This is a genomic window from Sinomonas sp. P47F7 (assembly GCF_049332655.1).
In the GTDB taxonomy this organism is placed as follows: Bacteria; Actinomycetota; Actinomycetes; order Actinomycetales; family Micrococcaceae; genus Sinomonas.
In genome coordinates, this window is record NZ_CP186327.1 from 3,234,566 (window position 1) to 3,258,204 (window position 23,639).

The following is a 23,639-nucleotide window of genomic DNA, read 5'->3' on the forward strand; positions in this document are numbered from 1 at the left end:
CGAAAATGTCGGACCCCCGTGCCAAGGTGGTCGCATGGACGGAACACAGACTCTCGTGACGGTGCTCGTCGCCCTCCTCGCCCTCCTCATCGGCGCCGTGGCCGGCTACGCGTTGGCCCGTCGCCGCGCGGCGAACGACGGCGCCGCCCACCCCGCGCTGCAGGCACGCCTCGCCCAGACCGAGGCTCAGCTCGCTGCCGCGACGGCCGAGCGCGAGCTGCTCGCGCGCCAGAATCTCGCGCTGACGAGCCTCGACGAGCAGGAGAACACGGTCCTCCAGGCGCTCGCCCCGGTCGCGGAGAAGCTCAACGCCGTCCAGCGCCAGGTCACGATGCTCGAGCGGGATCGCGTCGAGCAGTACGGCCAGCTCGCGCAACAGCTGCAGACCGCCCAGGAGTCCGACGCGGCCCTGCTCCGCAGCGCGCACGCGCTCACGGCTGCCCTCGCGAACAACTCGTCGCGGGGAACGTGGGGCGAGGTCCAGCTGCGGCGGGTCGTCGAGGCGGCGGGCATGCTCAACCGCGTGGACTTCAGCGAGCAGGTCTCGGCGGTGGGCGAGGGCGGCGGCGTCCGTCCCGACCTCGTGGTGCACCTGCCCGGGGGCAAGCAGCTCGTGGTCGACGCGAAGGTCCCCCTCGGGGCCTACCTCAGGGCCCAGGAGCTGGCCCAGGACCTGAGCACTCACGCGGCCGAGGCGCGCGCTCGGCACCTCGCGGACCACGCGAGGGCGCTTCGCGCCCATATCGACGCCCTGGGCTCGAAGCGCTACTGGGAGTCGATGGGCGCAAGCCCCGAGCTCGTCGTGTGCTTCCTCCCCGCGGAGTCCTTCCTCGCGGCCGCCCTCACGGAGGACGCGGGGCTCCTCGACTACGCGTTCACTCGGAACGTCGCGCTCGCATCGCCCGCGACGCTCATCGCACTGCTCAAGGGTGTCGCGTTCGGCTGGCGGCAAGAGCTGCTTACGGATAACGCGCGGGAGCTCTTTGAGCTCTCGCAGCAGCTTTACGGGCGCCTCGGCACCATGGGCGGCCACGTCTCGAAGCTCGGGTCCTCGCTCAAGGCCTCGGTCGAGCGCTACAACGCGTTCGTGGGTGCCCTCGAATCGCGGGTGCTTCCGACTGCTCGCCGGATCAGCGCCCTCGACCCTGGCGCACCCGAGACGCTGCCCGAGACTCCCCCTGTGTCGAGCACGCCGCGCGTGCTAAGCGCGAGCGAGCTCCTCGACGAGCAGCAGCTACGCGACAACGGCCTCGCGATCGGCGCCTCCGACGCGGAGATTCGGAGGGTCGGCTAGCCCTTGGGACGCTGGCCGCGGCCACCGAGGCCGCGGCTTCCGTCGCCCGCCTCTTTGAGCGTGGCGCGCAGCTCCTTGGGAAGCGAGAAGAGGATATCCTCCTCGGCCGTGACCACCTCGTCGACCTCGGCGTAGCCGTAGTCTGACGCGAGGCGGAGCACGTCCTGCACGAGGACCTCCGGCACGGAGGCACCGGACGTCACGCCGATCGTCGCGACGCCCTCGAACCACGATTCGTCGACCTCGTTCGCGAAGTCCACCCGGTACGCCTTCTTGGCGCCGTATTCGAGGGCCACCTCAACGAGGCGAACGGAGTTGGATGAGTTTGCCGAGCCCACCACGATCACGAGGTCGGCCTGCGGCGCGATCTTCTTGATCGCCGCCTGCCGGTTCGAAGTGGCGTAGCAGATGTCGTCGCTCGGCGGATCCTGCAGGTTGGGGAACCGCTCGCGCAGCCGCCGAACGGTCTCCATCGTCTCGTCCACCGAGAGCGTGGTCTGCGAGAGCCAAATGAGCTTGTCGGGGTCGCGCACCTCAATCGTGTCCGCTTCCTCGGGCGAGTTCACCACCTGGGTGTGCTCAGGCGCCTCGCCGTACGTGCCCTCGACCTCCTCGTGGCCCACGTGTCCGATGAGGAGGATCTCGAAGTCGTCCTTCGCGAAGCGCACGGCCTCGCGGTGCACCTTCGTGACGAGCGGGCACGTCGCGTCGATCGTGCGGAGCCCGCGATCCTCCGCCGAGCGCACCACCGCGGGGCTCACGCCGTGGGCGGAGAACACCACAAGGGCTCCCTCGGGAACCTCATCGGTCTCGTCCACGAAGATCGCGCCGCGCTCCTCGAGCGTCTCGACCACGTGGCGGTTGTGCACGATCTGCTTGCGGACATAGACCGGCGGGCCGTAGTGCTCGAGCGCCTTCTCGACCGCGATGACGGCGCGGTCCACCCCGGCACAGTAGCCGCGTGGCGCGGCGAGAAGCACGCGCTTGCCGCCGGCCACGGGAGCCGCACCGGCCACGTCCTCGGGAGACCGGCGGCGGCGCGGAACCGCGGGCATAGACAGGGACACGGAAGCGGACGTCATGATTCCATGCTAGCGACTAGGTCTCGCGAGTCCGTCCGGCGCCGTCGGATGCGGCCCGCTGCGCCGACCACCGCCCCGACCACAAGGAACGCCGCACCGGCGACCGCCACGCCGCCAATCCAGGGTTGGAAGCTCGCGGCTGCCAGCTCGGCGGCGCGCGCGCCGAACGTCGATGACATCGAGCCGCTGCTCCCGAGGGCCGAGCCGACTGCGGGGACGAGCCCGGTGGTCAACTCGTCCGCGGCGGCAACGACGAGGAGCCCCAGACCCGCCCACGCGAGGGCAACGCCTCGGTGGCGCGCAGCGAGCAATCCGAGTGCGAGGGCGAGGACCGCGCCGAGCGAGAGCGGCTGCGCAAGCCCGGAGAGGTCTTGGGCCCCCGTGACCCACGATCTCTGCTGCGCCGTGCCGACCTGCACAACAAGCGAGGAGGGCACGGGGAGCGTCACACCGATGGCCCCGCCGAGCTTCGACACGAGGAGCGCCGCCACCGGCCGAAGCTGGAGCTCGAACGCGTTCGCGGAGGCCGTGCCCGGCGTGAAGTTGAGCTGATGGCTTGCACGGAGGGTGTCCGTCCACGCCTGCGGGAAGCCCGGATCGGAGACGAGCCCTTGGGCAAGGCCCTCAATGGCCTTCTGCGCGACCGGACGCGCGACGGCCGGGATCCCGGAGTTCGCGAGCACGGCCGTGTCGAGATTCGACACGAGCGCCGACTGGAGATCGGCGTCGCGCGCCATCGGATCGAGCAGCCGGACGAATCCGGCCTCGTCGGCCACGTTCTGCTGGAGCCAGAGCGCGGGGGCCGCGACGGCGGCGAGGACGACGGCGAGCAGCACGGAGAGTGCGGAGACAAAAGTACGCATGGCTTCCCGGGGTCGGCGGCAACGCACCTATCGTAGTGCGCCGAGCCCGCCGCCCCTCAGAGTGTCGGCGGGCCGTGATACATGTGGGACATGAGCCAGGATGCCGGGGAGGGGGACGCGATGCCCGAATCAGCCGAGCGAGTCGACGTCGGCGGGATGGGGAGCGGGCAGCTCGACGCGGCCACCGACGATACCTCCGGCGGGTCCGAGGAGCGCCGCTCGCTCCCCGAGCGCGCTGCAGACACGACGCCGGACAATCCGTGGCCGCTCGCCCTGCTCTCGCGCAAGCTCAAGGAGCACATCGACAAGTCGCCCCAGGTCTGGATCGAGGGCCAGGTGATCGAGCTCAATCGCCGCGGCTCCAACGCTTTCCTCACCCTTCGGGACGTGGAGGCCGAGATCTCGCTCTCTGGGTCCGCGTGGAGCCAGGTCATGGCCCGGCTCAAGGATCCCCTCGAGCGTGGTTCCCGCGTCGTTGCACTCGTCAAGCCGGAGATGTGGCTCAAGACCGGGCGCCTCAACATGCAGGTCCGGGACATCCGGCCGGTCGGGCTCGGCGACCTGCTGGCCCGCATCGAGCGTCTGAGGCAGGCCCTCGGCGCCGAGGGTCTGTTCGCCGAGTCGCGCAAGAAACGCCTTCCGCTGCTGCCTCATCGCATCGGTCTTGTGACGGGCCGCGACTCGGACGCGAAGAAGGACGTCCTGCGGAACGCCGCGCTGCGATGGCCCGCTGTCCACTTCGAGATCCGCGAGGTCACGGTTCAGGGCGCGAGCGCGGTGGCCGAGGTCGTCCGCGCGCTGCGGGAGCTCGACGCGATGGCCGAGGTCGACGTCATCGTGATCGCCCGTGGCGGCGGCTCGCTCGAGGATCTGCTTCCGTTCAGCGACGAGCGCCTTGTCCGGGCGGTATCCGAAGCCCAGACGCCGATCGTGAGCGCGATCGGGCACGAGGCCGACCGCCCGATCCTCGATGACGTCGCAGACCTGAGGGCGTCGACGCCAACCGACGCAGCGAAACGCATCGTTCCAGAGGTGTCCGAGGAGCTTGCCCGCGTGCGGCAGGCCCGCGAGCGGCTCGAACGCCAGATCGAGCTGCACGTGTCCCGCGAGCTGCAGCAGCTCGCGCTCTTGCGCAGCCGCCCCGTACTCGCGCGCCCCGAGCGCATGCTCGAGGTGCGGCACGAGGACCTCGAGCGGCTCCTCGCGCGCGCCCACCACGCCGTCAGCGGCGCGATCATGCGGGGTCACGACGCGGTCCGCCACCTGCGCGCCCAGGTCCGCGCCCTCTCGCCCCAGCAGACGCTCGACCGGGGCTACTCGGTGGTGCAGCTGCTCGACGGGCCAGCCGCCGCCGTCGTCCGCTCCCCCGACGACGCGCCGCACGGCACACCGCTCAGGGTCCGGCTCGCGCGCGGCGCCCTCGCCGCGCGCTCGGAGGGCCCACTCCCCCTGCCCGGGAACCATCCGGCCTCGACTGAGACGCTATCCGCACAGGAAGGAACGGCCCATGGCTGACACCCAGAAAGACGAGTTCGCCGAGCTGAGCTACGAAGAGGCGCGCGAACAGCTCGTCGCGGTCGTCGCGAAGCTCGAGGCCGGCGGGGTGAGCCTCGAAGAGTCGCTCGCTCTGTGGGAGCGCGGAGAGGCCCTCGCCCAGCGCTGCGAGGAATGGCTCGACGGCGCTCGCCGACGGCTCGACGCCGCGCGCCGCGAACCCGCCGCGGGAGGGGACGCGGCCGGGGCCAACGCCTAGCCGTCGCACGGGGGTCAGGTCGCGGCGAGCCGCCGCTTCTCCTCCTCGATGTCGAACGCGGCGTCGGGCCACTGCGGGTCCATGCGCTCGAGTGCCGCGACGAGCAGCTCCTGGACGACCATGCGGGAATACCACTTGTTGTCAGCGGGCACGACGTACCACGGCGCAGAGGCGGCACTCGTCCGCTCGATCGCCATCTGGTACGCGTCCATGTAGTCGTCCCAGTACTTCCGCTCCGCGAGGTCGCCCGGTGTGTACTTCCAGTACTTCGTGGGGTCGTCGAGCCGCGAGGCGAGCCGCCGCTTCTGCTCGTCCCTGCCGATGTGCAGCATGACCTTGAGGATGCGGGTCCCGCCCTCGTGGAGCCGTCGCTCGAAGTCCTGGATCGCGGAATACCGCCTCTCGAGCTCGGCCTCGTCAGCCCACCCGTGCACCCGGTGGATGAGGACGTCCTCGTAGTGCGAGCGGTCGAAGCAGCCGAGCATTCCCGGGCGAGGAAGCTCCTTCTCGATGCGCCACAGGAAGTCGTGGCCCTTTTCCTCCTCGGTCGGCGCGCGGAACGCCGCGAGCTGCACGCCCTGGACGTCCACCGCTCCGACGACGTGGCTCACCATCCCGCCCTTGCCAGCCGTGTCCATCCCTTGGAGCACGAGGAGCAGCGAGCGATGGCCCCCGGAGCGGCCTTCGGCGAAGAGCCGCTCCTGCAGATCGGCGAGGTGGGGATCCCGCTTGGCGAGGATCTCCTCGCCAAGCGCCTTGTCGCCGGAGAATCCGGGCGTCGACCCGGGGTCGACGGCGGCGAGGGAGAATCCGGGCCCGACGACGAGGAAGTCCTCGGGCGCGTCCGTGAAGCCGTGGCCAGCCTTGCGCTTGGACATCGCCTCTCTCCGAGTCAGGTCCCGGAATCAGTTCCCGGCGTAGCGCGACAGGAACTCGCCCATACGCCCGAGCGCTTCCTCGATGTCGGCCACGGCAGGGAGCGTGACCATGCGGAAGTGGTCCGGGGCGATCCAGTTGAACGCGCGGCCGTGCGAGAGGAGGATCTTCTGGTCGCGCAGGAGATCCAGGACGAAGCGCTCGTCGTCCCGGATGCGGTAGACCTCGGGATCGAGGCGCGGGAAGAGGTACAGGGCTCCCTTGGCCTGGCGCGTCGAGACGCCGGGCATCGCGTTGAGCATCTCGTAGGCCTTGTTGCGCTGCTCGAGCAACCGCCCGCCCGGGAGGATGAGGTCCTTGATGCTCTGATAGCCACCGAGCGCGGTCTGGATGGCGTGCTGCGCGGGGACGTTCGCGCACAGGCGCATGTTCGCGAGCAGATTGATGCCCTCGAGATAGTCGGCCGCGGCCTTCTTCGGGCCCGAGATCGCCATCCAGCCGGCGCGGTAGCCGCACACGCGGTAAGCCTTCGAGAGCCCGCTGAACGTGAGGCACAGGACGTCCTCGTCCGTGAGCGACGCCATGTTCGTGTGAGTCAGCCCGTCGTACAGGATCTTCTCGTAGATCTCGTCCGCGAAGATGATGAGGCCGTGCTGCTCAGCGAGCGCGACGATCCGGCGCAGCGTCGAGTCGGAGTACACCGCACCCGTCGGGTTGTTCGGGTTGATGACCACGATGCCCTTGGTGCGCGGCGTGATCTTCGCTTCGAGGTCTTCGAGGTCCGGCTCCCAGTCCGCCTCCTCGACGCACGTGTAGTGCACGGCCCGGCCGCCCGCGAGCGAGACGGACGCCGTCCACAGGGGGTAATCGGGGGTGGGCACGAGGATCTCGTCGCCCTGCTCGAGGAGAGCCATGAGCGACATCGTGATGAGCTCGCTCACGCCGTTGCCGAGGTAGACGTCGTCAACGCCGATGTTCTGGATGCCGCGCGTCTGGTAGTACTGCGAAACCGCGGTGCGCGCGGAGAAGATGCCGCGGGAGTCGCTGTAGCCCTGGGCGTGCGGCAGGTGACGGATCATGTCGACGAGGATCGCGTCCGGCGCCTCGAAGCCGAACGGGGCCGGGTTGCCGATGTTGAGCTTGAGGATCTTGTGGCCCTCGGCCTCCATCTGCTGTGCAGCCTCCAAGATCGGTCCCCGGATGTCGTAGAGGACGTTATGAAGCTTGGAAGACTGCTTGAATTCGGCCATTAACCAAGAATGCCACAGGGTGTGGGCGGGTCATCCTGAGATCCCGCTCACACCCTGTGTGACGCATCCGTGCCGTGCGGGTCCGCTACGAGGCGAGGCCCTTGTCCTTGAGCCAAGCCTTCGCGGCATCGGCCGGGCTCTGCTTCTGGTTGCCGCTCACGGCCCGGTTGAGGTTGATGAGATCGGTCGTGGTGAGCTTCGCGGAGACGGCGTTGAGAGCCTTCTTCGCGGCGTCGGAAAGGTTCGCCGTGTTCGCGAGCGGGACGACCTGCTGCGCGATGAAGTTGTTCTTCGGGTCATCGAGCACCACGAGGTCGTTGTCCGGGATCGAGGGGGTCGTGGTGTAGATGTCGGCCACCTGGATCTCGTTCTGCAGGAGGGCCTTGAGCGTCACGGGCCCGCCGCCGTCGCTGAACGACTGGAACTGCTTGGGGACACAGTTGTACTTGTCCTTGAGCCCCGGCAGGCCGTAGGCGCGCTGCTGGAACGTGGCCGGGGCGCCGATCACGAGGTCACCGCAGACCTTGGACATGTCCGCGATGCTCGAGAGCGAGTACTTCGTCGCGGTGGCCTTCGTGACGACCATCGCGTCCTTGTCCTCGGCCTTGGCCGGGTCGAGAATCGCGAGGCCCTTCGGGAGCTTGTTCGGCAGGGCGCCCGCGATGTCCGAGGCAGAAACCTGGGTGGCCTTCTGGTCGAGGAACAGGAGGAGGTTGCCCGTGTAGTCGGGGACGACGTCGACCGAGCCGTCCTGAACCGCCTTGTAGTAGACCTCGCGGGCGCCGATATTGGGCTTCGTAGTGGCTTGGACGCCGGCCGCGTTGAGCGCCCCGGCGTAGAGCTCGGCGACGATCTGGCTCTCCGTGAAGTCGGCCGAGCCGATCACGAGGGCCTTGTTGGATCCGGAGCTCGCCGAGCCCCCGCCCGTGCTGAGCGGATTGGACGAGCCTCCGCACGCGCTCAGAGCGAGACTGAGTCCGAGCCCGGCGACGAGCGCGGTAACCGCCCGTCGACGCGGAATCGAGGGGAAGTGACTGGTCATGACATTCCTTCCTGTGCGACCGCCTCGGGAGCGGGGAGCTTCCGAGCGGAGGACGAGCGGGGACCGAACAGGCGCAGGAGCGCGCCCAGAACCAGGTCCGTGACGACCGCGAGCGCCGCGACGAGCACGGAGCCCCCGAGCATCTGGGGGTAATCGGAGAGGGAGAGCCCGTCGAAGATGTAGCGGCCGAGCCCGCCGAGGTTCGTGTACGCGACGACGGTCGCGGTCGCGATGACCTGCAGCACGGCGGCGCGGACGCCGCCGAAGATGACGGGCACGGCGTTGGGGAGTTCGACGGCGAAGAGCACCTGGTGCTCGCGCATCCCCTGGGCGCGGGCCGCGTCGACGACCACGGGGTCCACGGCGGCGATGCCTGCGTAGGTCCCGGCGAGGATGGGCGGGACCGTGAGGATCACGAGCGCCCAGATCGGCGGCATGAGGCCGATCCCGGCGAGCAGCACGAACAGGACGAGCAGCCCGAGCGTCGGCACCGCGCGGAGCGCCCCGGCGAGCGCGACGACGACGACCCGGCCGCGGCCCGTGTGGCCCACGTAGGCGCCGATCGGCAGGGCGATGGCGGCGGCGATGACCACCGTGAGGAGCGTGTAGAAGATGTGCTCGCCGAGCCGCGTCGGGATCCCGGCGTAACCCGACCAGTTGGCGGGGTCCGTGAGCCACGCCCACGTGAGTTCGATGAGGCTCATGCGCGCGCCGCCTTCCGGGGCCCGGCGCCCGCCGCGAGGCGGGCCCACGGCGAGAGGAATCGGCCCACGAGCACGAGCGCGAGGTCCATGACGAGCGCGAGGACGAGGATCGCGACGAGCCCCACGACGATCTCCGTCACGAAGTCCCGCTGGAGCCCCTCGGTGAACAAGATCCCGAGGTTGGGCATGCCCACGAGCGCCGCGACGCTCACGAGCGAGATGTTGCTCACCGAGATCGCCCGCAGGCCCGCAATGAGGACCGGAAGCGAGAGGGGCAGATCGACCTGGAAGTACCGGGTGACGGGCGTGTGCCCGAGCGCCTGCGCGGCCAGGCTCAGCTCTCCGTCCACTGAGTCGAGGGCGTCGAGGGCCGAGCGGACCAGGAGCGCGACCGCGTACACGGTCAGGGCCACGATGACGTTGATCGGGTCGAGGATCCTCGTTCCGAGGACCACGGGAAGGATGATGAAGAGCGCGAGCGAGGGCACCGTGTACAGGATCGAGCTCCCGGTCAGGAGCACGGTGCGCCACGCAGGGTGGCGCCGCACGAGCTGCGCGAGCGGGAGGCTGATGACGAGCCCGAGCGCCAGCGGAACCACGGCGAGGATGAGGTGCTGGCCACCCAGCGAGAGGATCCGGCCGAGGTTCTCGATCGCCCACTCCATCAGCCGGCCTCTTCCTCCGCCTCGGCCGCGGCGCCGCGCGAGGCTCGCTCGCGCTGGGCCTGGGCGCGGCGTCGGTCCGCCTGGGCGATGACCGCGGTGGCGCCGACCGTACCGAGGTAACGGCCGTCGTCGTCCACGACCACGCCCCGCCCGGAAGGCGAGGACAGCGCCGCGTCGAGCGCCGTGCGCAAGGAGCCGCCCGCCCGGTGGAGGGATCCGCCGCTCATGAGCGAGCCAGGGGCGTTCGGGGAGGCCCACCCCGCGGGGCGCTGGTCGCCGTCGACCACCACGGCCCACTCCTCGAGCCGCACCGAACCCAGCTCCGCGCGCCCGACGCTCGCCGCGCCGTCGACTGCGAGCCCAGCGTCGTCGAAGAAGCCCAGATGCCGGAAGCCGCGATCGCGGCCCACGAAGCCCGCCACGAAGTCATCGGCCGGAGCCCGCAGTAGCTCCTCCGGCCCGGCCACCTGCGCGAGGCGGCCGCCCACGGCGAACACCGCGATGCGGTCCCCGAGCAGCACAGCCTCGTCGATATCGTGCGTGACGAACACGATCGTCTTGCCGAGGTCCCGCTGGAGCCGCAGGAGCTCTTGCTGGAGTTCGTGCCGCACCACGGGGTCGACGGCGCTGAACGGCTCGTCCATGAGGAGCACCGGTGGGTCCGCGGCGAGCGCGCGCGCCACACCGACACGCTGCTGCTGGCCGCCCGAGAGCTGGGCGGGAAACCGCGAGGCGAGCGCCTGCGGAAGGCCGACGACGTCGAGCAGCTCCCGCGCGCGGGCCCTCGCCCGGCCGCGCGGCACCCCGTTCAGGCGCGGGACCGTAGCGATGTTGTCCACGACCGTGCGGTGCGGCATGAGCCCCGCGGCCTGCATGACGTAGCCCATCGAGCGCCGCAGCTTCGCGGCCGGAAGCGCCGCGGCGTCCTGGCCGTCCACCGTGATGGTCCCGGACGTCGGCTCGACCATCCGGTTGACCATGCGCAGCGACGTCGTCTTCCCACAGCCCGAAGGCCCCACGAAGACCGTGATCTGACCCTTCGGCACGCTCAGGCTCAGACGGTCGACGGCGGTCGTCCCACCGTAGACCTTGCTCACTTCGCGAAACTCGATCATCGCTTCGGTCACGCTGAACCTCGCTGGGGGCAGGCCTGTACTGCTCTGGCTCTGCCGAGCCTACCAGCGATGCCTGACACCGGAACGGGATGGATGCTCTCTGCTTTTCCGGGCCCCACCTGCGAAGACGTCATCGACCCCGCGCGGCGAGATCGATCGTGCCGAACACCGGATCGCGGTCCAGCACGCGAACGTCTTCGATGCCGAGCTCGGCGAGCGCGGCGCGGAACCCGTCCTGGAGCCTGCCCACATTCATGCCGAGTCCGCTGCCAAGGATCACCGGACCGTCGATCCCGAGCTGCCGGGCGACTTGGGCGGCCATTTTCGCAAGGTCGTGCGCCGCGGATTCGAGCATGAAGCCGGCGCCCGCGTGGCCAGCGTCCGCCGCCTCGACGACGACGCGCGCCTGCTGCGCCCAGTAGCGGCGGCCCGTCGCGGGAGCGTGGAAGTGCGCGATGAGCTCGTTGGGAGCCGAGAGCCCCGTGCTCGTCAGGAGCGCTTCGGTGAGCGCGTCCGGCTCGAGGCCGAGGTTCATGCGGTGGAGGCTGTACCGGACGGCCTCGCGCGCGAGCCAATAGCCGCTCCCCTCGTCTCCGAGCAGATAGCCCCAGCCGCCCGCCCGAGCCTCCTCGCCGTCGTCGTTCGTTCCCCACGCAGCGGAACCCGTCCCGGCGATGACCGCGACGCCCGTCTGGGCGTGGCCCGCCGCGAGGAGAAGCCGCGAGTCGTGGACCACGGTGATCTCAGCGCTCGGCGCGTGCGGGCGAATGAGCGCGGCGAGGGCGTCGGCGTCGGCCTCGGTGTCGATCCCGCCCGAGCCCACGAACACGCGGGTCGCGTCCCCGCCGTCGAGCGCGCCGAAGAGCTCGGCGAGATGCGCCGCCGCCTGCTCGGGCGTGACGTTCTGAACGTTGGCGCTTCCAGCTTCGCGATCGGCCACCACCTCGCCGTCGACGACCTTGATGCCCCGCGTCTTGGTGCCCCCGATGTCGAGGCCGATCATGGCCCCGACCGGGGCGCTCGCTGTGTTCACCCGCACAGCCTACTGGCCGGACCCCGCGGCTGGCCGCCTTGAGTGCTGGCCCCGCGGCTGGCGGCCTAGAGTACTGGGCATGGACACTGGCCTGCCTCGGGAACTGTTCGGCAACGGCGTCGTCGCGGCGCCCATGGCGGGCGGGCCGAGCCGTGCGCAGTTGGCGCTTGCGGCGAGCGGGGCCGGGGGCCTCGGCTTCCTCGCCGGGGGCTACAAGTCGCCTGACGCGTTTTCGGCGGAGGTGCTCTCGGTCCTCGGGACGGCGCTGCCTTTCGGCGTGAACCTGTTCGTGCCCGGCGGCGAACCCGCGGATCGCGCGGCCGTCCTCGCGTATCGCGAGCGGCTGCGGCCGGTCGCCGAGCGGCTCCGTGCCGACCTCCCCGAGCCGCGCTGGGCGGACGACGACGGGTACCCCGCCAAGCTCGATTTCCTCCTCGCCCACACGCCGCCCGTGGTCTCCTTCACGTTCGCGCTTCCCCCGGCGGACGATGTCGCGCGCCTCCGGGCCGCAGGCGCCTTCGTCGTGCAGACCGTGACCGGGCCGCGCGAGGCGCGCGCGGCCGCCGAGCTCGGCGTCAATGGGCTTGTGGTGCAGCACCCCGACGCCGGAGGGCACTCTGGGGCGTTCCTCCCGGAGCCCGCGCGCGCCGGGTGGACGCTCGGCGAGCTCGTCGCGGTGGTGCGCCACGCCGTCGGCCTTCCCCTCATCGCGGCGGGCGGCATCGGCACTCCGGCGGGCGCTGACGCCGCGCGGGCGGCGGGGGCCGCGGCGATCCAGCTCGGCACTGCGTTCCTGCGCACCCCCGAGGCCGGCACGAACGCGACGCACCGGGCGGCGCTGGGAGACTCCATGTTTGACCGGACCGCCCGGACGCGCGCCTTCTCCGGGAAGGTCGCCCGGGGCCTCGAGAACGCGTTCATGCGCGAGTTCGCCGACGCGCCGGAGGGCTACCCGGCGGTGCACTACCTCACGGCACCGCTTCGCGCGGCGGCCGTCAAGGCCGGGGATCCGCACGGGACCAACCTCTGGGCTGGGACAGGCTGGCGGGACGCGCGCGAGGAGCCGGCGGCCGCCGTCGTCGCCCGCTTCGCGGGGTGACCTGAGACCCCGCAACCCACCGGACGGGACCCCGCAACCCACCGGACGGGACCCCACAACCCACCGGACGGGACCCCACAACCCACCGGACGGGACCCCGCAACCCACCGGACGGGACCCCACAACCCACCGGACGGGACCCCACAACCCACCGGACGGGACCCCACAACCCACCGGACGGGACCCCACAACCCACCGGACGGGACCCCACAACGTTGAGGGGTCCCGTCCCACCGCTTGAGGGGTCCCGTGCCCCATCAGATGCCGAAGGCGTCGAGGAGGGCGTCGGGCGGCTCAGCCAGGACGTACTCGCGGAAGAGGCGCACCTGCTGGGGTTCGCCGACGATCTTGGGCCACACAAGCCCGATTTCGCGCACGGCGTCCGTGTCCTCGAGCACGACCTCGACCCACCCGAGCTCGCGCGCGTGCACGGCCGAATGCGTGGCCCGCGAGGGCGGAACGAGCGCGACCCCGAGGCCCGCGCTCACGAGCCCGAGCAGCGTGCGCGAGTCCTGCCCCTGGAACGCGATGTCGGGCCGCACACCCGCCTCGCGGAACAGCCGGTCCATGATGCTGCGCATGCCGTAGCCGCGCTCAAGGACCACGAACGGCTCCTCGGCCGCGTCTGCGAAGCGCACGGAGCGGTGGCCAGCGAGCCGATGCCCCGCTGGCACGGCGAGGCGGAGAGGCTAGACCGAAAGAGTCGCGGAGTCCAGCTGGCGGCCGGGCTGGGGCACTGGCGAGACGATGCTGAGGTCCACGTCCCCCGCCGTGAGGACGTCGAGGCACCGCTGCCTGGACCCCTGGATGAGATCGAAACGCACCTCGGGGTGCGCGCGACGGAACCCGCGAATGAGGGCTGGGACGGCGGCCTCGCCGAACGTCATCTGGAAGCTCAGGCGCACGACGCCGCGCGCCTCCTGCCGCCGCTCGTGCAGCTCATCGAGGGCGAGCTGGAGGTCCTGGAGCGCGCCCCGAACCGCGGGCAGGAGCTGCTCCGCGGCCGGTGTCAGGCGGATGCCGCGCCCCTCCTTCCGCACGAGCTCGGTACCGACGATCGCGGCGGCCCGCGCGAGCGCGCGGCTCACCGTGGGCTGCGGCACCCCGAGGAGATCGGCCGCGGCGGTCACGTGTCGGGTCCGCCCCACGGCGTCGAGCACGGGCAGGAGGGGCAGGAGCCGCCCGAGCTCCCCGTGCAGCGCCTGGACGCGACCCTGGTCCATCCCCGCGGCTCCGTCCACGACACCCTCTCATACAGATTCGCTATATGTTTCGAATCATAATGTATTGGACGCATAGATTTCCGGCTCCTACCGTGGTTTCGTGACCACCGCCGCAGCACCCGTTCCCTCCCCCACCGTCACCGAACCGTGGACGGGCCATGCCAAGGGGAGCGCCGGCTACCGCCGGCTCCTTGCGGCGCTCGCGTTCGCCGGGGTCGCGACGTTCGCGCAGCTGTACTCGACTCAGGCGCTCCTCCCCGGCCTCGCCGCGGACCTCCGCGTCGACGCAGCCCAGGCGGCCCTCACGGTCTCGCTCGCGACGCTGGGCCTCGCCCTCGCGGTCCTCCCGTGGTCGTTCGTCGCGGATCGCATCGGCCGTGTCCCGGCCATGACGGTGGGCGTGGCTGGCGCGACGGTCCTCGGCCTCCTCGCGCCGTTCGCGCCCGGCATCGGCGCGCTGCTCGCCCTGCGCTGCCTCGAGGGCGTGGCGCTCGGCGCGGTCCCCGCGCTCGCCGTCGCGTACCTCACGGAGGAGGTCAGCACACCGCACGCGGCCCTCGCCGCCGGAACGTACGTGGCGGGGACCACGCTCGGGGGGCTCCTCGGCCGCCTCGTCGCGGGTCCGCTTTCCGATGTGTGGGGCTGGCGAGCCGCCATCCTTGCCGTCTCGGTGCTCGGGGCCATCGCGGCCGCGGCGTTCGTGGCGCTCGCCCCGAGGCAGCACGGTTTCGTGCCGCTGCGGGCCACGGACGACGGCGCCCGGCTCGGTCTGCGTCTTAGCGTCACCGACGCGGCGCGACTGCTCGGTGCCCAGCTCCGCAACCGCCGCCTCCTCGCGCTGTATTTCCAGGCGTTCACGCTCATGGGCGGCTTCGTGGCGATCTACAACTTCTTGGGCTTCCGGCTCGAACTGCCGCCGTTTGCGCTCCCCGCGGCCGTCACGAGCCTGCTCTTCCTCGCGTACCTTTCGGGGACGTTCTCCTCGGGCTTCGCCGCACGGCTCAGCCAGCGATTCGGTCGCGGACGTGTCGTGGTGGCGAGCATGGCGCTCATGGCGGCGGGAGCGCTGCTCACGGTCGTCGACTGGCTGCCCGCGATCCTCGTGGGGCTCGTGGCGCTCACCGCAGGGTTCTTCGCCGCGCACGGCCTCGGCTCGGGCTGGACCGGCGCGCTCGCGACCACGGGCCGCGCCCAGGCCGCCGCGCTCTACAACCTTGGCTACTACGCCGGCTCGAGCCTCGTCGGCTGGCTCGGCGGGATGGTCTTCCAGTCCTTCGGCTGGGGATGGCTCGCGGCCGGGGTCGCGGCGCTTGCCCTCGCCACGGCGGCCGTCGCCGCCGTCGTCCATCCTGCGTCGGACCCCGCCCGGGCGACCGGGGCCGCCTCCTCCGCCCGGTAGGATGGGCAGGCCGCCCGTCAGACCCGTAGGAGGGAGTCGCCGTGGCCATGGCCGAACCGCTCGACGACGTTGACCGCCGCATCCTCGCCGCTCTCGTCGAGGACGCCCGCATCACCAACAAGCAGCTCGCGGAGCTCGTGGGCATCGCCCCGTCGACGGCGCTCATGCGGACGCGGGCCCTCACGGAGCGTGGCATCATCACGGGCTACGAGGCCAAGGTGAATCTCAACGCCGTGGGCCGGAGCGTGCAGGCGCTCATCTCGGTGCGGCTCCGCGCGCACGACAGGGACCAAATCGATTCGTTCACGTCCCGCGTCCCGCAGCTCCCGGGCGTCCTCGCGACGTTCCATACCTCGGGCGCGATCGACTATCTCCTGCACATCGCTGTCGGCAGCACGGAAGAACTGCGTGACTGGGTGCTCGACAACCTCACGACGGATCCCGTGGTCGGCCACACCGAGACGACACTCGTGTTCGAGCAGATTCCGGGGCGGGGGCCGCTGCCGGAGTAACTCGTGCCGCTGCCCGAGTAACCGGCGCAATTGCCGGAGTGACCGGCGCCGCGGGCCGAGGAAGGTGGGCCTAGCGGTTCGCCCGGCCGCGACCGCGGCCGCAGAACACCGCGAGGATCGCGGCCGCCACGGCGCACGCGGTGGTGAAGACGGCCGACGCCGTGGGGAGCCCGACGGCGCTCGCGAGAACGCCCATGCCGATTACCGGGACGGCGCTGCCCAGATACGTCACGACGTAGAGGCCGCTCACGGCCTGCGCGTGGCGCTCGGGCGCGACCGCGGACGCGAGACCGTGGAACAGCTCGCGGAACGCCATCCCCTGACCCACGCCGGCCGCCGCGATCGCGGCGACGAGCACCGGGGCGTTGGCGGCGGAGGCGGCCCAGCCCGCGCCGAGGATGCCCGCCCCGAGCAGCGCGAGGCCTGTCCGGACGGTCCGCCCCGCGGCCTCCGGCGCACGCTGCGCCGACCCGCGCCCCGCGAGCTGGACGGCGGCCGAGGCCGCGAGAACCAGGCCCGCGAGGGCGCCGACGGCGGGAAGCGACGTGATCCCGAGCACCGCAGCGAAGTAGCCCGGGGCGAGCGAGAGGAAGTAGCCGAAGACGGCGTAGCTGAGGAAGCCGACGGCGGCCGCCCGCCAGAAGGGCCCGCGCGCCGAGCGCTGGCCCACGCCGAAGCCGCGCGGAGCGAGGAGGCGCGAGCGAGCGGTGCCGACGGCGGGGCGGATCGCCGGGCGCGCCATGACGAACACGAGCGGCACGAGCAGCAGGGCCAGCGCCACGCCGCACGCGAGGAACGGGACCTCCGTGGGGGCCGGGCCGACGGCGAGCGCGCCGCCAACGATCGGGCCGAGGGCCACGCCGCCCGAGCTCGAGAGCAGCGTGAAGCGCGAGGCCCAGCCCACGCGATGCGGAAGAAGCTCGCGAAGGGCCGCGGAGCTCGCACCGGTGGCGAGCGCGACGGCGGCACCATGCAGCGCGCGCCCGACGCACAGCGCGAGGAGGCTGTTCGCCGTCGCGAAGACGGCGAGGCCCGCGATGCCGAGGACGACCGCGAGGGTGAGCGCCGCGCGTCGTCCGATGTGATCCGACCAGTGCCCGGCGACGAGCAGGGCCGCGACGAGGCTCACGACGTAACTCGCGAACGCAACCGAGATCCCCAGGCTTCCGAGGCCGAGGCGCTGCGCCAACGCCGGGTAGAGCGGCGTCGCGAGGTTGGCCCCGATGAGAAGCACGAAGAGGGTGCCACCGCTCAGGGCGAGGCGCATGGTCCGCGAGGCGTCCCAGCCTGTGGCGTCGACCCGGCCAGACATGGCGGGCTCGGCGGCGGGGCGCATGCGGAGCTCGGCGAAGAGGGACATGCCGCCAGTCTGAGGCGTGGTGATCTTTCCGATCAGTTTTCTCTCCAGAATCTGAGCGCTATGATCAGATTTGATTCTGAGAGTTGCCGGGGAGTGACTATTGAGCGTTCTCGATACGTTGGACACCAAGCTTGTCCTGGCCCTCGTCGAGGACCCGCGCGCCCAGATCGCGGAGCTCGCTGAGCGGCTCGGAGTGGCCCGGAACACCGTTCAGTCGCGGCTCAAGCGTCTCCAACGGGCCGAGATCCTGCGCGGCGGAGGCCGCGAGGTCAACCTCGAAGCGATCGGCTACGACGTCGTGGCGTTCATGACCCTCGAGGTGGTCCACCGGGACCTCGACGCGGTCGTGGCCGGGCTCCGGCGCGTGCCCGCGATCCTCGAGGCCCACGAGATCTCCGGGCGCGGGGACATCTGGTGCCGCCTCGCGGCGTCGGACACGCACGAGCTTCAGGCCGCCCTCCGGAGCGTTCTCCGCATCCGCGGGGTGATCCGCTCCGAGACCGTCTTGGCCCTCCACACGCACATCGCCTACCGGGCGGATGCGATCCTGCGGCGATCGATCGAGTCCGCCGGCTAACCACCGCGTCGGGGCCGGCGGAGACATAATGGCCACGTGACGATCATCGACAATGCTGTCTACCTGAACGGCCAACGCGCCGCTCACCCGGAGAGTCTCGAGCAGACGTTCGCGACGCTGGAGGCGACCGGCGGCAGCATGGCGTGGATCGGCCTCTACCGCCCGACCCCCGAGGAGATGGCCCAGGTCGCGCACGAGTTCCGGCTCCACGACCTCGCCGTAGAGGACGCGATCACCGCCCACCAGCGGCCCAAGGCCGAGCGGTACGGGGAGGTGCTGTTCACCGTGCTGCGGCCCGCCCGCTACCTCGACGAGACCGATACGGTCGAGTTCGGCGAGCTCCACATCTTCACCGGGCCAAACTTCGTGGTCACGATCCGCCACGCGGAGACCGCGGGCGTCGGCGAAGTGCGCAAGCGCCTCGAGTCCGACCCCACGCTCCTGGCCCGCGGGCCCCATGCGGTCCTGTACGCGCTCCTCGACCGCGTCGTGGACGACTATGCGCCCGTCGTGACGGGCCTCGAGCACGACGTCGACGAAATCGAGGACGAGCTCTTCGAGGGAGACCCCGAAGTATCGCGCAGGATCTACGAGCTCACCCGCGAGGTCATCCAGTTCCAGCGGGCCGTCCATCCGCTGCGACACCTCATCGAGGGGCTCGAGCGCGGCTACGAGAAGGAACGCGTGGACCTCGAGCTCCAGCGCAGCCTGCGGGACGTTCGCGACCACGTCGAGCAGGTGATCTCGCGCATCGATGCCTATCGCGACCTTCTCCAGAACGCGCTCGTCCGCGACGGCACGCTCACGTCGAACCGCCTCAACGAGACGGGCCTCGCGCAGAACGAACAGGTCAAGCGGATCTCCTCGTGGGCGGCCATCTTCTTCGCGCCTGCCCTCGTGACGGGCATCTACGGGATGAACTTCAGGGCCATGCCGGAACTCGACTGGGACTTCGGCTACCCCTATGCCTTCGGCATCATGTTCGTGCTGGCGTTCGTCATGTGGCTCATCTTCAAACGGAAGCAGTGGCTATGAGCGTCGCCCACGCGGGCTGGTCCGCGAGCCGGGTCCTCGTCCCCGGCACCCCGTCTCAGCTCGGGGCGTTCGGGCTCTTCGCGCCGTCGGCGGGAGCCGCCGTCGTTCTTCCCGCCGGCAAGGGCGAGCTGCGCGCGCTCGCCGCGGACGGCGAGCTGCTGTGGCTCACGTTCTCCGACGTCGCGCGGGCGGGGGCCGACGGCGCCGACTGGGCTGGCCTGGCGCCCCACCATGCGCTGTGGGTCGTGAGCGGCGTGCCGGTGCTTGCAGACGCGCCACGCGAGGCCGCCGATGCGTTCGCCGCCCTCGCCGAGACTCTGCGCGCCTCGGACGTGCCGCTCCTCGTCGTCGCCCGCGCCGACCCTGGCCCGCTCCCGCGGCCTCTCCCAGTCGAAACTGCCGAGGACAGCGGAATGCCGCCCAGCAATCTGGGAACCTGAAGGGAGAAAACAGAGCGCCCCCGGTCCTCGGACCGGGGGCGCTGCTTGCCTTCAAACCAGGCAAAAAACGTGGAGCCTAGGGGATTTGAACCCCTGACCTCTTCGATGCGAACGAAGCGCTCTACCAACTGAGCTAAGACCCCGTGGTGCTTGGTGCGGGTTCAACCTTACTGGGGTGCGGGCCTCAAAACAAATTCGCGGGGCCCTCCCCGCGGCCCGCGAGCCACTCGCTGAAAGTGATCGTTCCGAACTCTGTTCCGGGCGCAAGATTGCGCTCCTCGGAGAAGTATCGACCGAACGTTCCGGGCAGCGGGAGCTCGAGAACTCGTGCCCGCGATCCCGTCGCCTCGCGCCACTCGTCGGCGAAGTCCCGCAACGGCCGCGTCTCGGGGCCGCTGACAGTGCGCATCGAGTGTCCCGAGAACTCCTCGGACGCCGTGTCCACGAGCGCCCGCGCGACGTCCCGCACGTCGATCGGCTGAAGCCGGGCCGCACGCACCGACGGCACGATCCGCAGGCGCTCGGTGGAGCGGAAGATCGAGTCCAGAAGCGAGTGGAACTGGGAGGCGCGGACAATCGCTGTAGGCAGCTTCGCCTCCCGGTATACGAGCTCTTTCGCGGCCTTCGAGCGGTAGTACCCGATGGGGAGCTCGTCGCACTGGGCAACGGAGACCATGACCGCGCGCCGGACCCCTGAGCCGTGGGAGGCCGCGAGGAGTCTCCGGCCCGCCTCGGCGAAGCGTTTCTGGGCGGCGCCCCCGCGGCCCTCGAGGGTGTCCACGACGACGTCCACCCCATCGAGCGCGGCCGCGAGACCCTCGCCCGTGGCCGCGTCCGCTGACACATACTCGACGCCGTCGAGCGCCACGCTGGGCGGCGGTGCCTTGCGGCTGAGGGAGCGGACCGAGAAGCCCCGCGCGAGCGCTTCGCGGACCACAGCGGATCCTGCTTGACCTGTACCGCCTGCGACCAGGAGAACCGTCATGGCTCGAGCCTAGCCCGCGCCTCGTGGCGCCCGGAAACCCGCTCGGCGGCTAGGCCCGGCGGCGCTGGAGGACGGCGTCCAGGTTGCCGAGGGCACCGCGGGCGGCGGGGCGCGGAACCGTCGGGACTCCTGGGGCCGGGGTGGCGTCCGGCTTGGGCTTGAGCGTGACCTTGGTGGCCGGCTTGGGCTGCTCCGGAGCGGCGAGGGGCTCTGGGGCGTTTCGCTCGGCCTTCGCGGATTCGACGTAAGAGGGCTTCGGGAGATCGACGGGCTTCCACTCGGGACCGTGCTCCGCGCCGTCCGTGCCCGCAGCCTCCGAGGCGGCCTCTTGCGCCGCGCGGGCGACCTCAAGGGCGGCCGCGCGCAGCTCCTCCCGGCTCAGGGGCGCTGGGGCCGGCTCGGGCTCGGGGCGGTGGTCGAAGACCTCGGTGGCCGTCCTGCGAAAGGGCGCTGGCGCCTCAACCTGAGCCTCGGGCGCCGGCCGCGCCGCGAGGCGGGCCGCGGCGGCCCGGCGGCGGCGATCACCGACGGCAAGCCGACGAAGGACGACGACGCTCGACGCCGTGAGCGCGAGCCCACCGAGCGGCAGCCACGCGAGCACGAGGCCGATTCCGGCAAACACCCCGCCGACGACCGCGACGAGCAGCCCGCCGAGTCCGATCCCCGCGAGGGCGCAGCGGCCCCAACGAATACGGAAGGCGGCTGGAGCTTCGGTCCGGTTGGTCACGGGCTTCCCCTCCTCGGGGGATTCGCTGGCGGGCGGCGGGGCGAGGGGTCGAAGCGACCCGGGTCTCTCGCCGCCCGAATCGACCCGAGGTGCGGGTGACCAGGCGACGGAAGGCTCGGCACCGCCGTCGGCCTCGGCGAGGAGAACCCCCGCCTCGGCGGCCGGACGCAGGCGACGGAGCATGAAGGGAGCCACCCACAGGAGCCACAGCAGCACGGCCGCGCCGAGCACCGCCGAGCTGCTGAGAGTGAAGTCCATACCAAAACCGTAGGAGGCGAGCCGCTCAGCCAGCCGGATTACGGCCGGTGTGTCGCCAGACTACGCCCGCGAGGCGAGCCAGCGCGCCGTGAGCCCCTCGGGAACCTCCTCCGCGGTGAGCGCGAACGATTCGTGGTCGGCCCACTCCCCCGCGATGTGCAGGTAGCGCGGCCGGAGCCCCTCGTAGCGGAAGCCGAGCTTCTCGACGACGCGGAGGCTCGGGCTGTTCTCGGGACGGATGTTGATCTCCATCCGGTGCAAGCCGAGCGAGAAGAAGCAGTGGTCCGTCGCGAGGGCCACCGCCGTCGGGGCGATACCGTGGCCCGCGTGCTCGTGGTCCACCCAGTAGCCGAGCGTGGCCATGAGCGCGGAGCCCCACACGATCGAGGAAACGGTGAGCTGACCCACGATCGGCGGCTTGCGCGCGTCGGGGCCGGCGAGGGTGATGACGAACGGGAGGGCCGAGCCTTCGTGGGCCTGCTGCGTGAGCGAGCGGACCATTTGCCGGAACGTCGGAAGGCTCCCGCCCGGCTGAGGGTTGGAGGCCTCCCAGGGGGCGAGCCATTCGGCGTTCCGGGCCCGCAGCCCCATCCATTCGAGGCGATCGGACTGCCGGATCGGACGCAGGCCGACGTCACCGGACTCGAGCGAGACCGGCCAGATGCCCGGCCCCCACATGGTCGTCAGACGCCTGTGGTCGTCAGACGCCGGCGGTGGGCACGCCCGCCCCGTCGACCACGAACTCACGCAGCCACGAGCGAAGATCTTCGCCGAATTCCTCGCGCCCGCAGGCGAGCGTTACCACGGCCTTGAGGTAGCTGAGCTTGTCGCCGGTGTCGTAGCGGCGGCCGCGGAACACGACCCCGTACACTCCGCCGCCCTCGCCGTCGCGGGCCGCGAGTGTCTGGAGCGCGTCGGTCAGCTGGATCTCCCCGCCCCGGCCGGGCGCGGTCTCCTTGAGCACGTCGAACACCGCGGGGTGAAGGACGTACCTGCCGATGATCGCGAGGTTCGACGGCGCGTCCTCCGGCGCCGGCTTCTCGACGAGGCCGTGCACCTGCACGAACGACTCGCCGTCCACGGCCGTCACATCCGCGCATCCGTAGGCCGAGATCGCCTCGCGCGGGACCTCCATGAGCGCCACGACGGAACCACCCGTGGCCTGCTGGACGCGGATCATCTCGGCGAGGAGCTCGTCCCGCTCGTCGATGAGGTCGTCGCCGAGGAGCACCGCGAACGGCTCTTGGCCCACGTGCCGCTGCGCGCACAGCACCGCGTGCCCGAGGCCCTTGGGGTCGCCCTGGCGGACGTAGTGGATATCGCCGAGGTTGCTCGACTCCTGGATCGCGGCGAGCTTCTTCTCGTCGCCCTTCTGCTCCAATGCAGCCTCAAGCGACGGAACCCGGTCGAAGTGGTCCTCGAGCGCGCGCTTGTTGCGCCCCGTGATCATGAGGATGTCAACGAGGCCCACGCTGACGGCTTCCTCGACCACATATTGGATGGCGGGCTTGTCCACGACGGGGAGCATTTCCTTGGGCATGGCCTTCGTCACCGGCAAAAACCGGGTGCCCAGCCCGGCTACAGGGATGACAGCTTTCCTGACTGGCTTCGTGGTCGACACGTTGCTCACTCTATACGACGTTCCTGATGCGAGGTTTGCCGCCCAAGCGGGCTCTCGCGGCTCCGCGACTAGGCTCGGAGCGTGGAAAGTGCAGCCGAACGCAAGGAACGCCTGCGCACCGAGGTGTGGCGCCGTCGTCGTGCGATGAGCCCCGAGGAGCGCGCGGTGGCCGGCGCGCTCCTCGCGAGCCACGGGCTCGCGTGGGCGGCCGAGACGGTGCCCGCGGGCGGGACCCTCACGGCGTACCTTGGCGTCGGCGCCGAGCCGCCGACGCTCGGCCTGCTCGGACTGCTCGTCGAGGACGGCTTCCACGTCCTCCTCCCCGTATGCGAGCCCGAACGTCAACTTTCGTGGGTCGAGTGGCGGCCCGATATCGAGTACGCCCGCAGCCGGTTCGCGCCTCTTCAGGAGCCAGTGGGGCCGCGCCTCGACGCCCCAGCCGTGCGGGCGGGAGCACCGGGCCGGCCGCCCTTGGCCGCGATCCTCCTCCCGGCGACGGCGGTCGACGCCGAGGGGCGCCGGCTGGGCCAAGGGGGCGGCTACTACGACCGCTTCCTCGCGCTGCTCGACGACGGTGGCGCGCCGGTCGCCACTGCCGCGATCGTGTACGACGACGAAGTCCTCGCCTCGGGGGGCGTGCCCGAGGAGGCCTTCGATCGGCACGTCGACGCGGCGATTACGCCGAACGGCCTGCACCGGCTCGGGTCCCCTGCGGAATAGCGGGAA

24 protein-coding genes, 1 tRNA gene and 1 pseudogene are annotated in these 23,639 nt (G+C 71.1%); 10 read left to right on the top strand and 16 right to left on the bottom strand.

The window, feature by feature from the left end:
• Positions 1-34 precede the first annotated feature (34 nt).
• Positions 35-1,294, top strand: a complete 1,260-nt coding sequence (locus tag ACOKR1_RS15040; protein WP_422933798.1) for a DNA recombination protein RmuC — start codon at positions 35-37, stop codon at positions 1,292-1,294.
• On the opposite strand, the gene ACOKR1_RS15045 is transcribed toward ACOKR1_RS15040, so the two are convergent.
• Entirely contained in the window at positions 1,291-2,376 is a 1,086-nt protein-coding gene (locus ACOKR1_RS15045; RefSeq protein WP_422933799.1) for a 4-hydroxy-3-methylbut-2-enyl diphosphate reductase, read from the bottom strand. The genes ACOKR1_RS15040 and ACOKR1_RS15045 overlap by 4 nt on opposite strands.
• Positions 2,373-3,239, bottom strand: coding sequence for a hypothetical protein (locus ACOKR1_RS15050; protein ID WP_422933800.1), 867 nt, complete (start codon positions 3,237-3,239; stop codon positions 2,373-2,375). Before ACOKR1_RS15050 ends, ACOKR1_RS15045 begins: the two co-directional genes overlap by 4 nt.
• Positions 3,240-3,329: 90 nt before the next feature.
• Here ACOKR1_RS15050 and xseA point away from each other — a divergent pair, with 90 nt between their 5' ends.
• Positions 3,330-4,754, top strand: a complete 1,425-nt coding sequence (gene xseA / locus ACOKR1_RS15055) for an exodeoxyribonuclease VII large subunit (RefSeq protein ID WP_422933801.1) — start codon at positions 3,330-3,332, stop codon at positions 4,752-4,754.
• Complete coding sequence (locus ACOKR1_RS15060) at positions 4,747-4,992, top strand: exodeoxyribonuclease VII small subunit (RefSeq protein ID WP_415856101.1); 246 nt, start codon at positions 4,747-4,749, stop codon at positions 4,990-4,992. Before xseA ends, ACOKR1_RS15060 begins: the two co-directional genes overlap by 8 nt.
• Positions 4,993-5,006: 14 nt before the next feature.
• Here ACOKR1_RS15060 and ACOKR1_RS15065 read toward each other — a convergent pair whose 3' ends face one another.
• The 7 genes from ACOKR1_RS15065 to ACOKR1_RS15095 form a co-directional block, all read right to left on the bottom strand.
• On the bottom strand, positions 5,007-5,870 hold the full coding sequence (locus tag ACOKR1_RS15065) for a polyphosphate kinase 2 family protein (RefSeq protein ID WP_422933802.1): 864 nt from the start codon (positions 5,868-5,870) through the stop codon (positions 5,007-5,009).
• A gap of 27 nt (positions 5,871-5,897) precedes the next feature.
• A complete protein-coding gene (locus tag ACOKR1_RS15070; RefSeq protein ID WP_422933803.1) occupies positions 5,898-7,118 on the bottom strand; it encodes a pyridoxal phosphate-dependent aminotransferase in 1,221 nt (406 codons plus the stop codon).
• A gap of 85 nt (positions 7,119-7,203) precedes the next feature.
• Positions 7,204-8,160 carry an ABC transporter substrate-binding protein gene (locus tag ACOKR1_RS15075; RefSeq protein WP_422933804.1) on the bottom strand — a complete coding sequence of 319 codons (957 nt, stop codon included), beginning with the start codon at positions 8,158-8,160 and terminating at the stop codon, positions 7,204-7,206.
• Positions 8,157-8,864: an ABC transporter permease gene (locus tag ACOKR1_RS15080; protein WP_415856105.1), complete on the bottom strand. Its 708-nt coding sequence runs from the start codon at positions 8,862-8,864 to the stop codon at positions 8,157-8,159. The genes ACOKR1_RS15075 and ACOKR1_RS15080 overlap by 4 nt, the downstream gene beginning before the upstream one ends.
• Positions 8,861-9,529, bottom strand: coding sequence for an ABC transporter permease (locus tag ACOKR1_RS15085; protein WP_422933805.1), 669 nt, complete (start codon positions 9,527-9,529; stop codon positions 8,861-8,863). The genes ACOKR1_RS15080 and ACOKR1_RS15085 overlap by 4 nt, the downstream gene beginning before the upstream one ends.
• On the bottom strand, positions 9,529-10,656 hold the full coding sequence (locus ACOKR1_RS15090) for an ABC transporter ATP-binding protein (RefSeq protein ID WP_422933806.1): 1,128 nt from the start codon (positions 10,654-10,656) through the stop codon (positions 9,529-9,531). The genes ACOKR1_RS15085 and ACOKR1_RS15090 overlap by 1 nt, the downstream gene beginning before the upstream one ends.
• A gap of 118 nt (positions 10,657-10,774) precedes the next feature.
• Entirely contained in the window at positions 10,775-11,647 is an 873-nt protein-coding gene (locus ACOKR1_RS15095; protein ID WP_422936661.1) for an N-acetylglucosamine kinase, read from the bottom strand.
• Positions 11,648-11,756: 109 nt separating this feature from the next.
• Between ACOKR1_RS15095 and ACOKR1_RS15100 the strand changes: the two genes are divergently transcribed.
• Positions 11,757-12,776 (top strand): nitronate monooxygenase, encoded by a 1,020-nt coding sequence (locus ACOKR1_RS15100; protein ID WP_422933807.1) that lies wholly within the window; start codon positions 11,757-11,759, stop codon positions 12,774-12,776.
• Between the two features lie 257 nt (positions 12,777-13,033).
• On the opposite strand, the pseudogene ACOKR1_RS15105 reads toward ACOKR1_RS15100, so the two are convergent.
• A pseudogene (locus ACOKR1_RS15105) lies at positions 13,034-13,999 on the bottom strand (LysR family transcriptional regulator).
• A 100-nt stretch (positions 14,000-14,099) separates the two neighbouring features.
• Between ACOKR1_RS15105 and ACOKR1_RS15110 the strand changes: the two are divergent.
• Positions 14,100-15,398, top strand: coding sequence for an MFS transporter (locus tag ACOKR1_RS15110; protein WP_422933808.1), 1,299 nt, complete (start codon positions 14,100-14,102; stop codon positions 15,396-15,398).
• 47 nt (positions 15,399-15,445) lie between these two features.
• The gene (locus tag ACOKR1_RS15115; protein ID WP_422936662.1) at positions 15,446-15,910 is read left to right on the top strand and encodes an Lrp/AsnC family transcriptional regulator; all 465 of its coding nucleotides are present in this window, start codon (positions 15,446-15,448) and stop codon (positions 15,908-15,910) included.
• A 70-nt stretch (positions 15,911-15,980) separates the two neighbouring features.
• On the opposite strand, the gene ACOKR1_RS15120 is transcribed toward ACOKR1_RS15115, so the two are convergent.
• Positions 15,981-17,270 carry an MFS transporter gene (locus tag ACOKR1_RS15120; RefSeq protein WP_422933809.1) on the bottom strand — a complete coding sequence of 430 codons (1,290 nt, stop codon included), beginning with the start codon at positions 17,268-17,270 and terminating at the stop codon, positions 15,981-15,983.
• A 100-nt stretch (positions 17,271-17,370) separates the two neighbouring features.
• Here ACOKR1_RS15120 and ACOKR1_RS15125 point away from each other — a divergent pair, with 100 nt between their 5' ends.
• From ACOKR1_RS15125 to ACOKR1_RS15135, 3 genes are read left to right on the top strand one after another with little or no spacing between them, the layout of a single operon-like run.
• Entirely contained in the window at positions 17,371-17,847 is a 477-nt protein-coding gene (locus ACOKR1_RS15125; RefSeq protein ID WP_422933810.1) for an Lrp/AsnC family transcriptional regulator, read from the top strand.
• Between the two features lie 36 nt (positions 17,848-17,883).
• Positions 17,884-18,882, top strand: coding sequence for a magnesium/cobalt transporter CorA (gene corA / locus ACOKR1_RS15130; RefSeq protein ID WP_422933811.1), 999 nt, complete (start codon positions 17,884-17,886; stop codon positions 18,880-18,882).
• Positions 18,879-19,322, top strand: coding sequence for a hypothetical protein (locus ACOKR1_RS15135; RefSeq protein WP_422933812.1), 444 nt, complete (start codon positions 18,879-18,881; stop codon positions 19,320-19,322). The genes corA and ACOKR1_RS15135 overlap by 4 nt, the downstream gene beginning before the upstream one ends.
• Positions 19,323-19,392: 70 nt before the next feature.
• Here the strand turns inward: ACOKR1_RS15135 and ACOKR1_RS15140 are convergent.
• The 5 genes from ACOKR1_RS15140 to galU all read right to left on the bottom strand — a co-directional run bounded on the left by ACOKR1_RS15140 (position 19,393) and on the right by galU (position 22,913).
• Positions 19,393-19,465 (bottom strand) — tRNA-Ala (locus tag ACOKR1_RS15140).
• Positions 19,466-19,506: 41 nt separating this feature from the next.
• Entirely contained in the window at positions 19,507-20,307 is an 801-nt protein-coding gene (locus ACOKR1_RS15145; protein ID WP_422933813.1) for an SDR family oxidoreductase, read from the bottom strand.
• Positions 20,308-20,356: 49 nt separating this feature from the next.
• A complete protein-coding gene (locus ACOKR1_RS15150) occupies positions 20,357-21,292 on the bottom strand; it encodes a hypothetical protein (protein WP_422933814.1) in 936 nt (311 codons plus the stop codon).
• A gap of 60 nt (positions 21,293-21,352) precedes the next feature.
• Positions 21,353-21,970: a GNAT family N-acetyltransferase gene (locus tag ACOKR1_RS15155; RefSeq protein ID WP_422933815.1), complete on the bottom strand. Its 618-nt coding sequence runs from the start codon at positions 21,968-21,970 to the stop codon at positions 21,353-21,355.
• A gap of 22 nt (positions 21,971-21,992) precedes the next feature.
• On the bottom strand, positions 21,993-22,913 hold the full coding sequence (gene galU / locus ACOKR1_RS15160; protein WP_415857238.1) for a UTP--glucose-1-phosphate uridylyltransferase GalU: 921 nt from the start codon (positions 22,911-22,913) through the stop codon (positions 21,993-21,995).
• 81 nt (positions 22,914-22,994) lie between these two features.
• On the opposite strand from galU, the gene ACOKR1_RS15165 reads away from it, so the two are divergent.
• Positions 22,995-23,633 carry a 5-formyltetrahydrofolate cyclo-ligase gene (locus ACOKR1_RS15165; protein WP_422933816.1) on the top strand — a complete coding sequence of 213 codons (639 nt, stop codon included), beginning with the start codon at positions 22,995-22,997 and terminating at the stop codon, positions 23,631-23,633.
• Positions 23,634-23,639 lie beyond the last annotated feature (6 nt).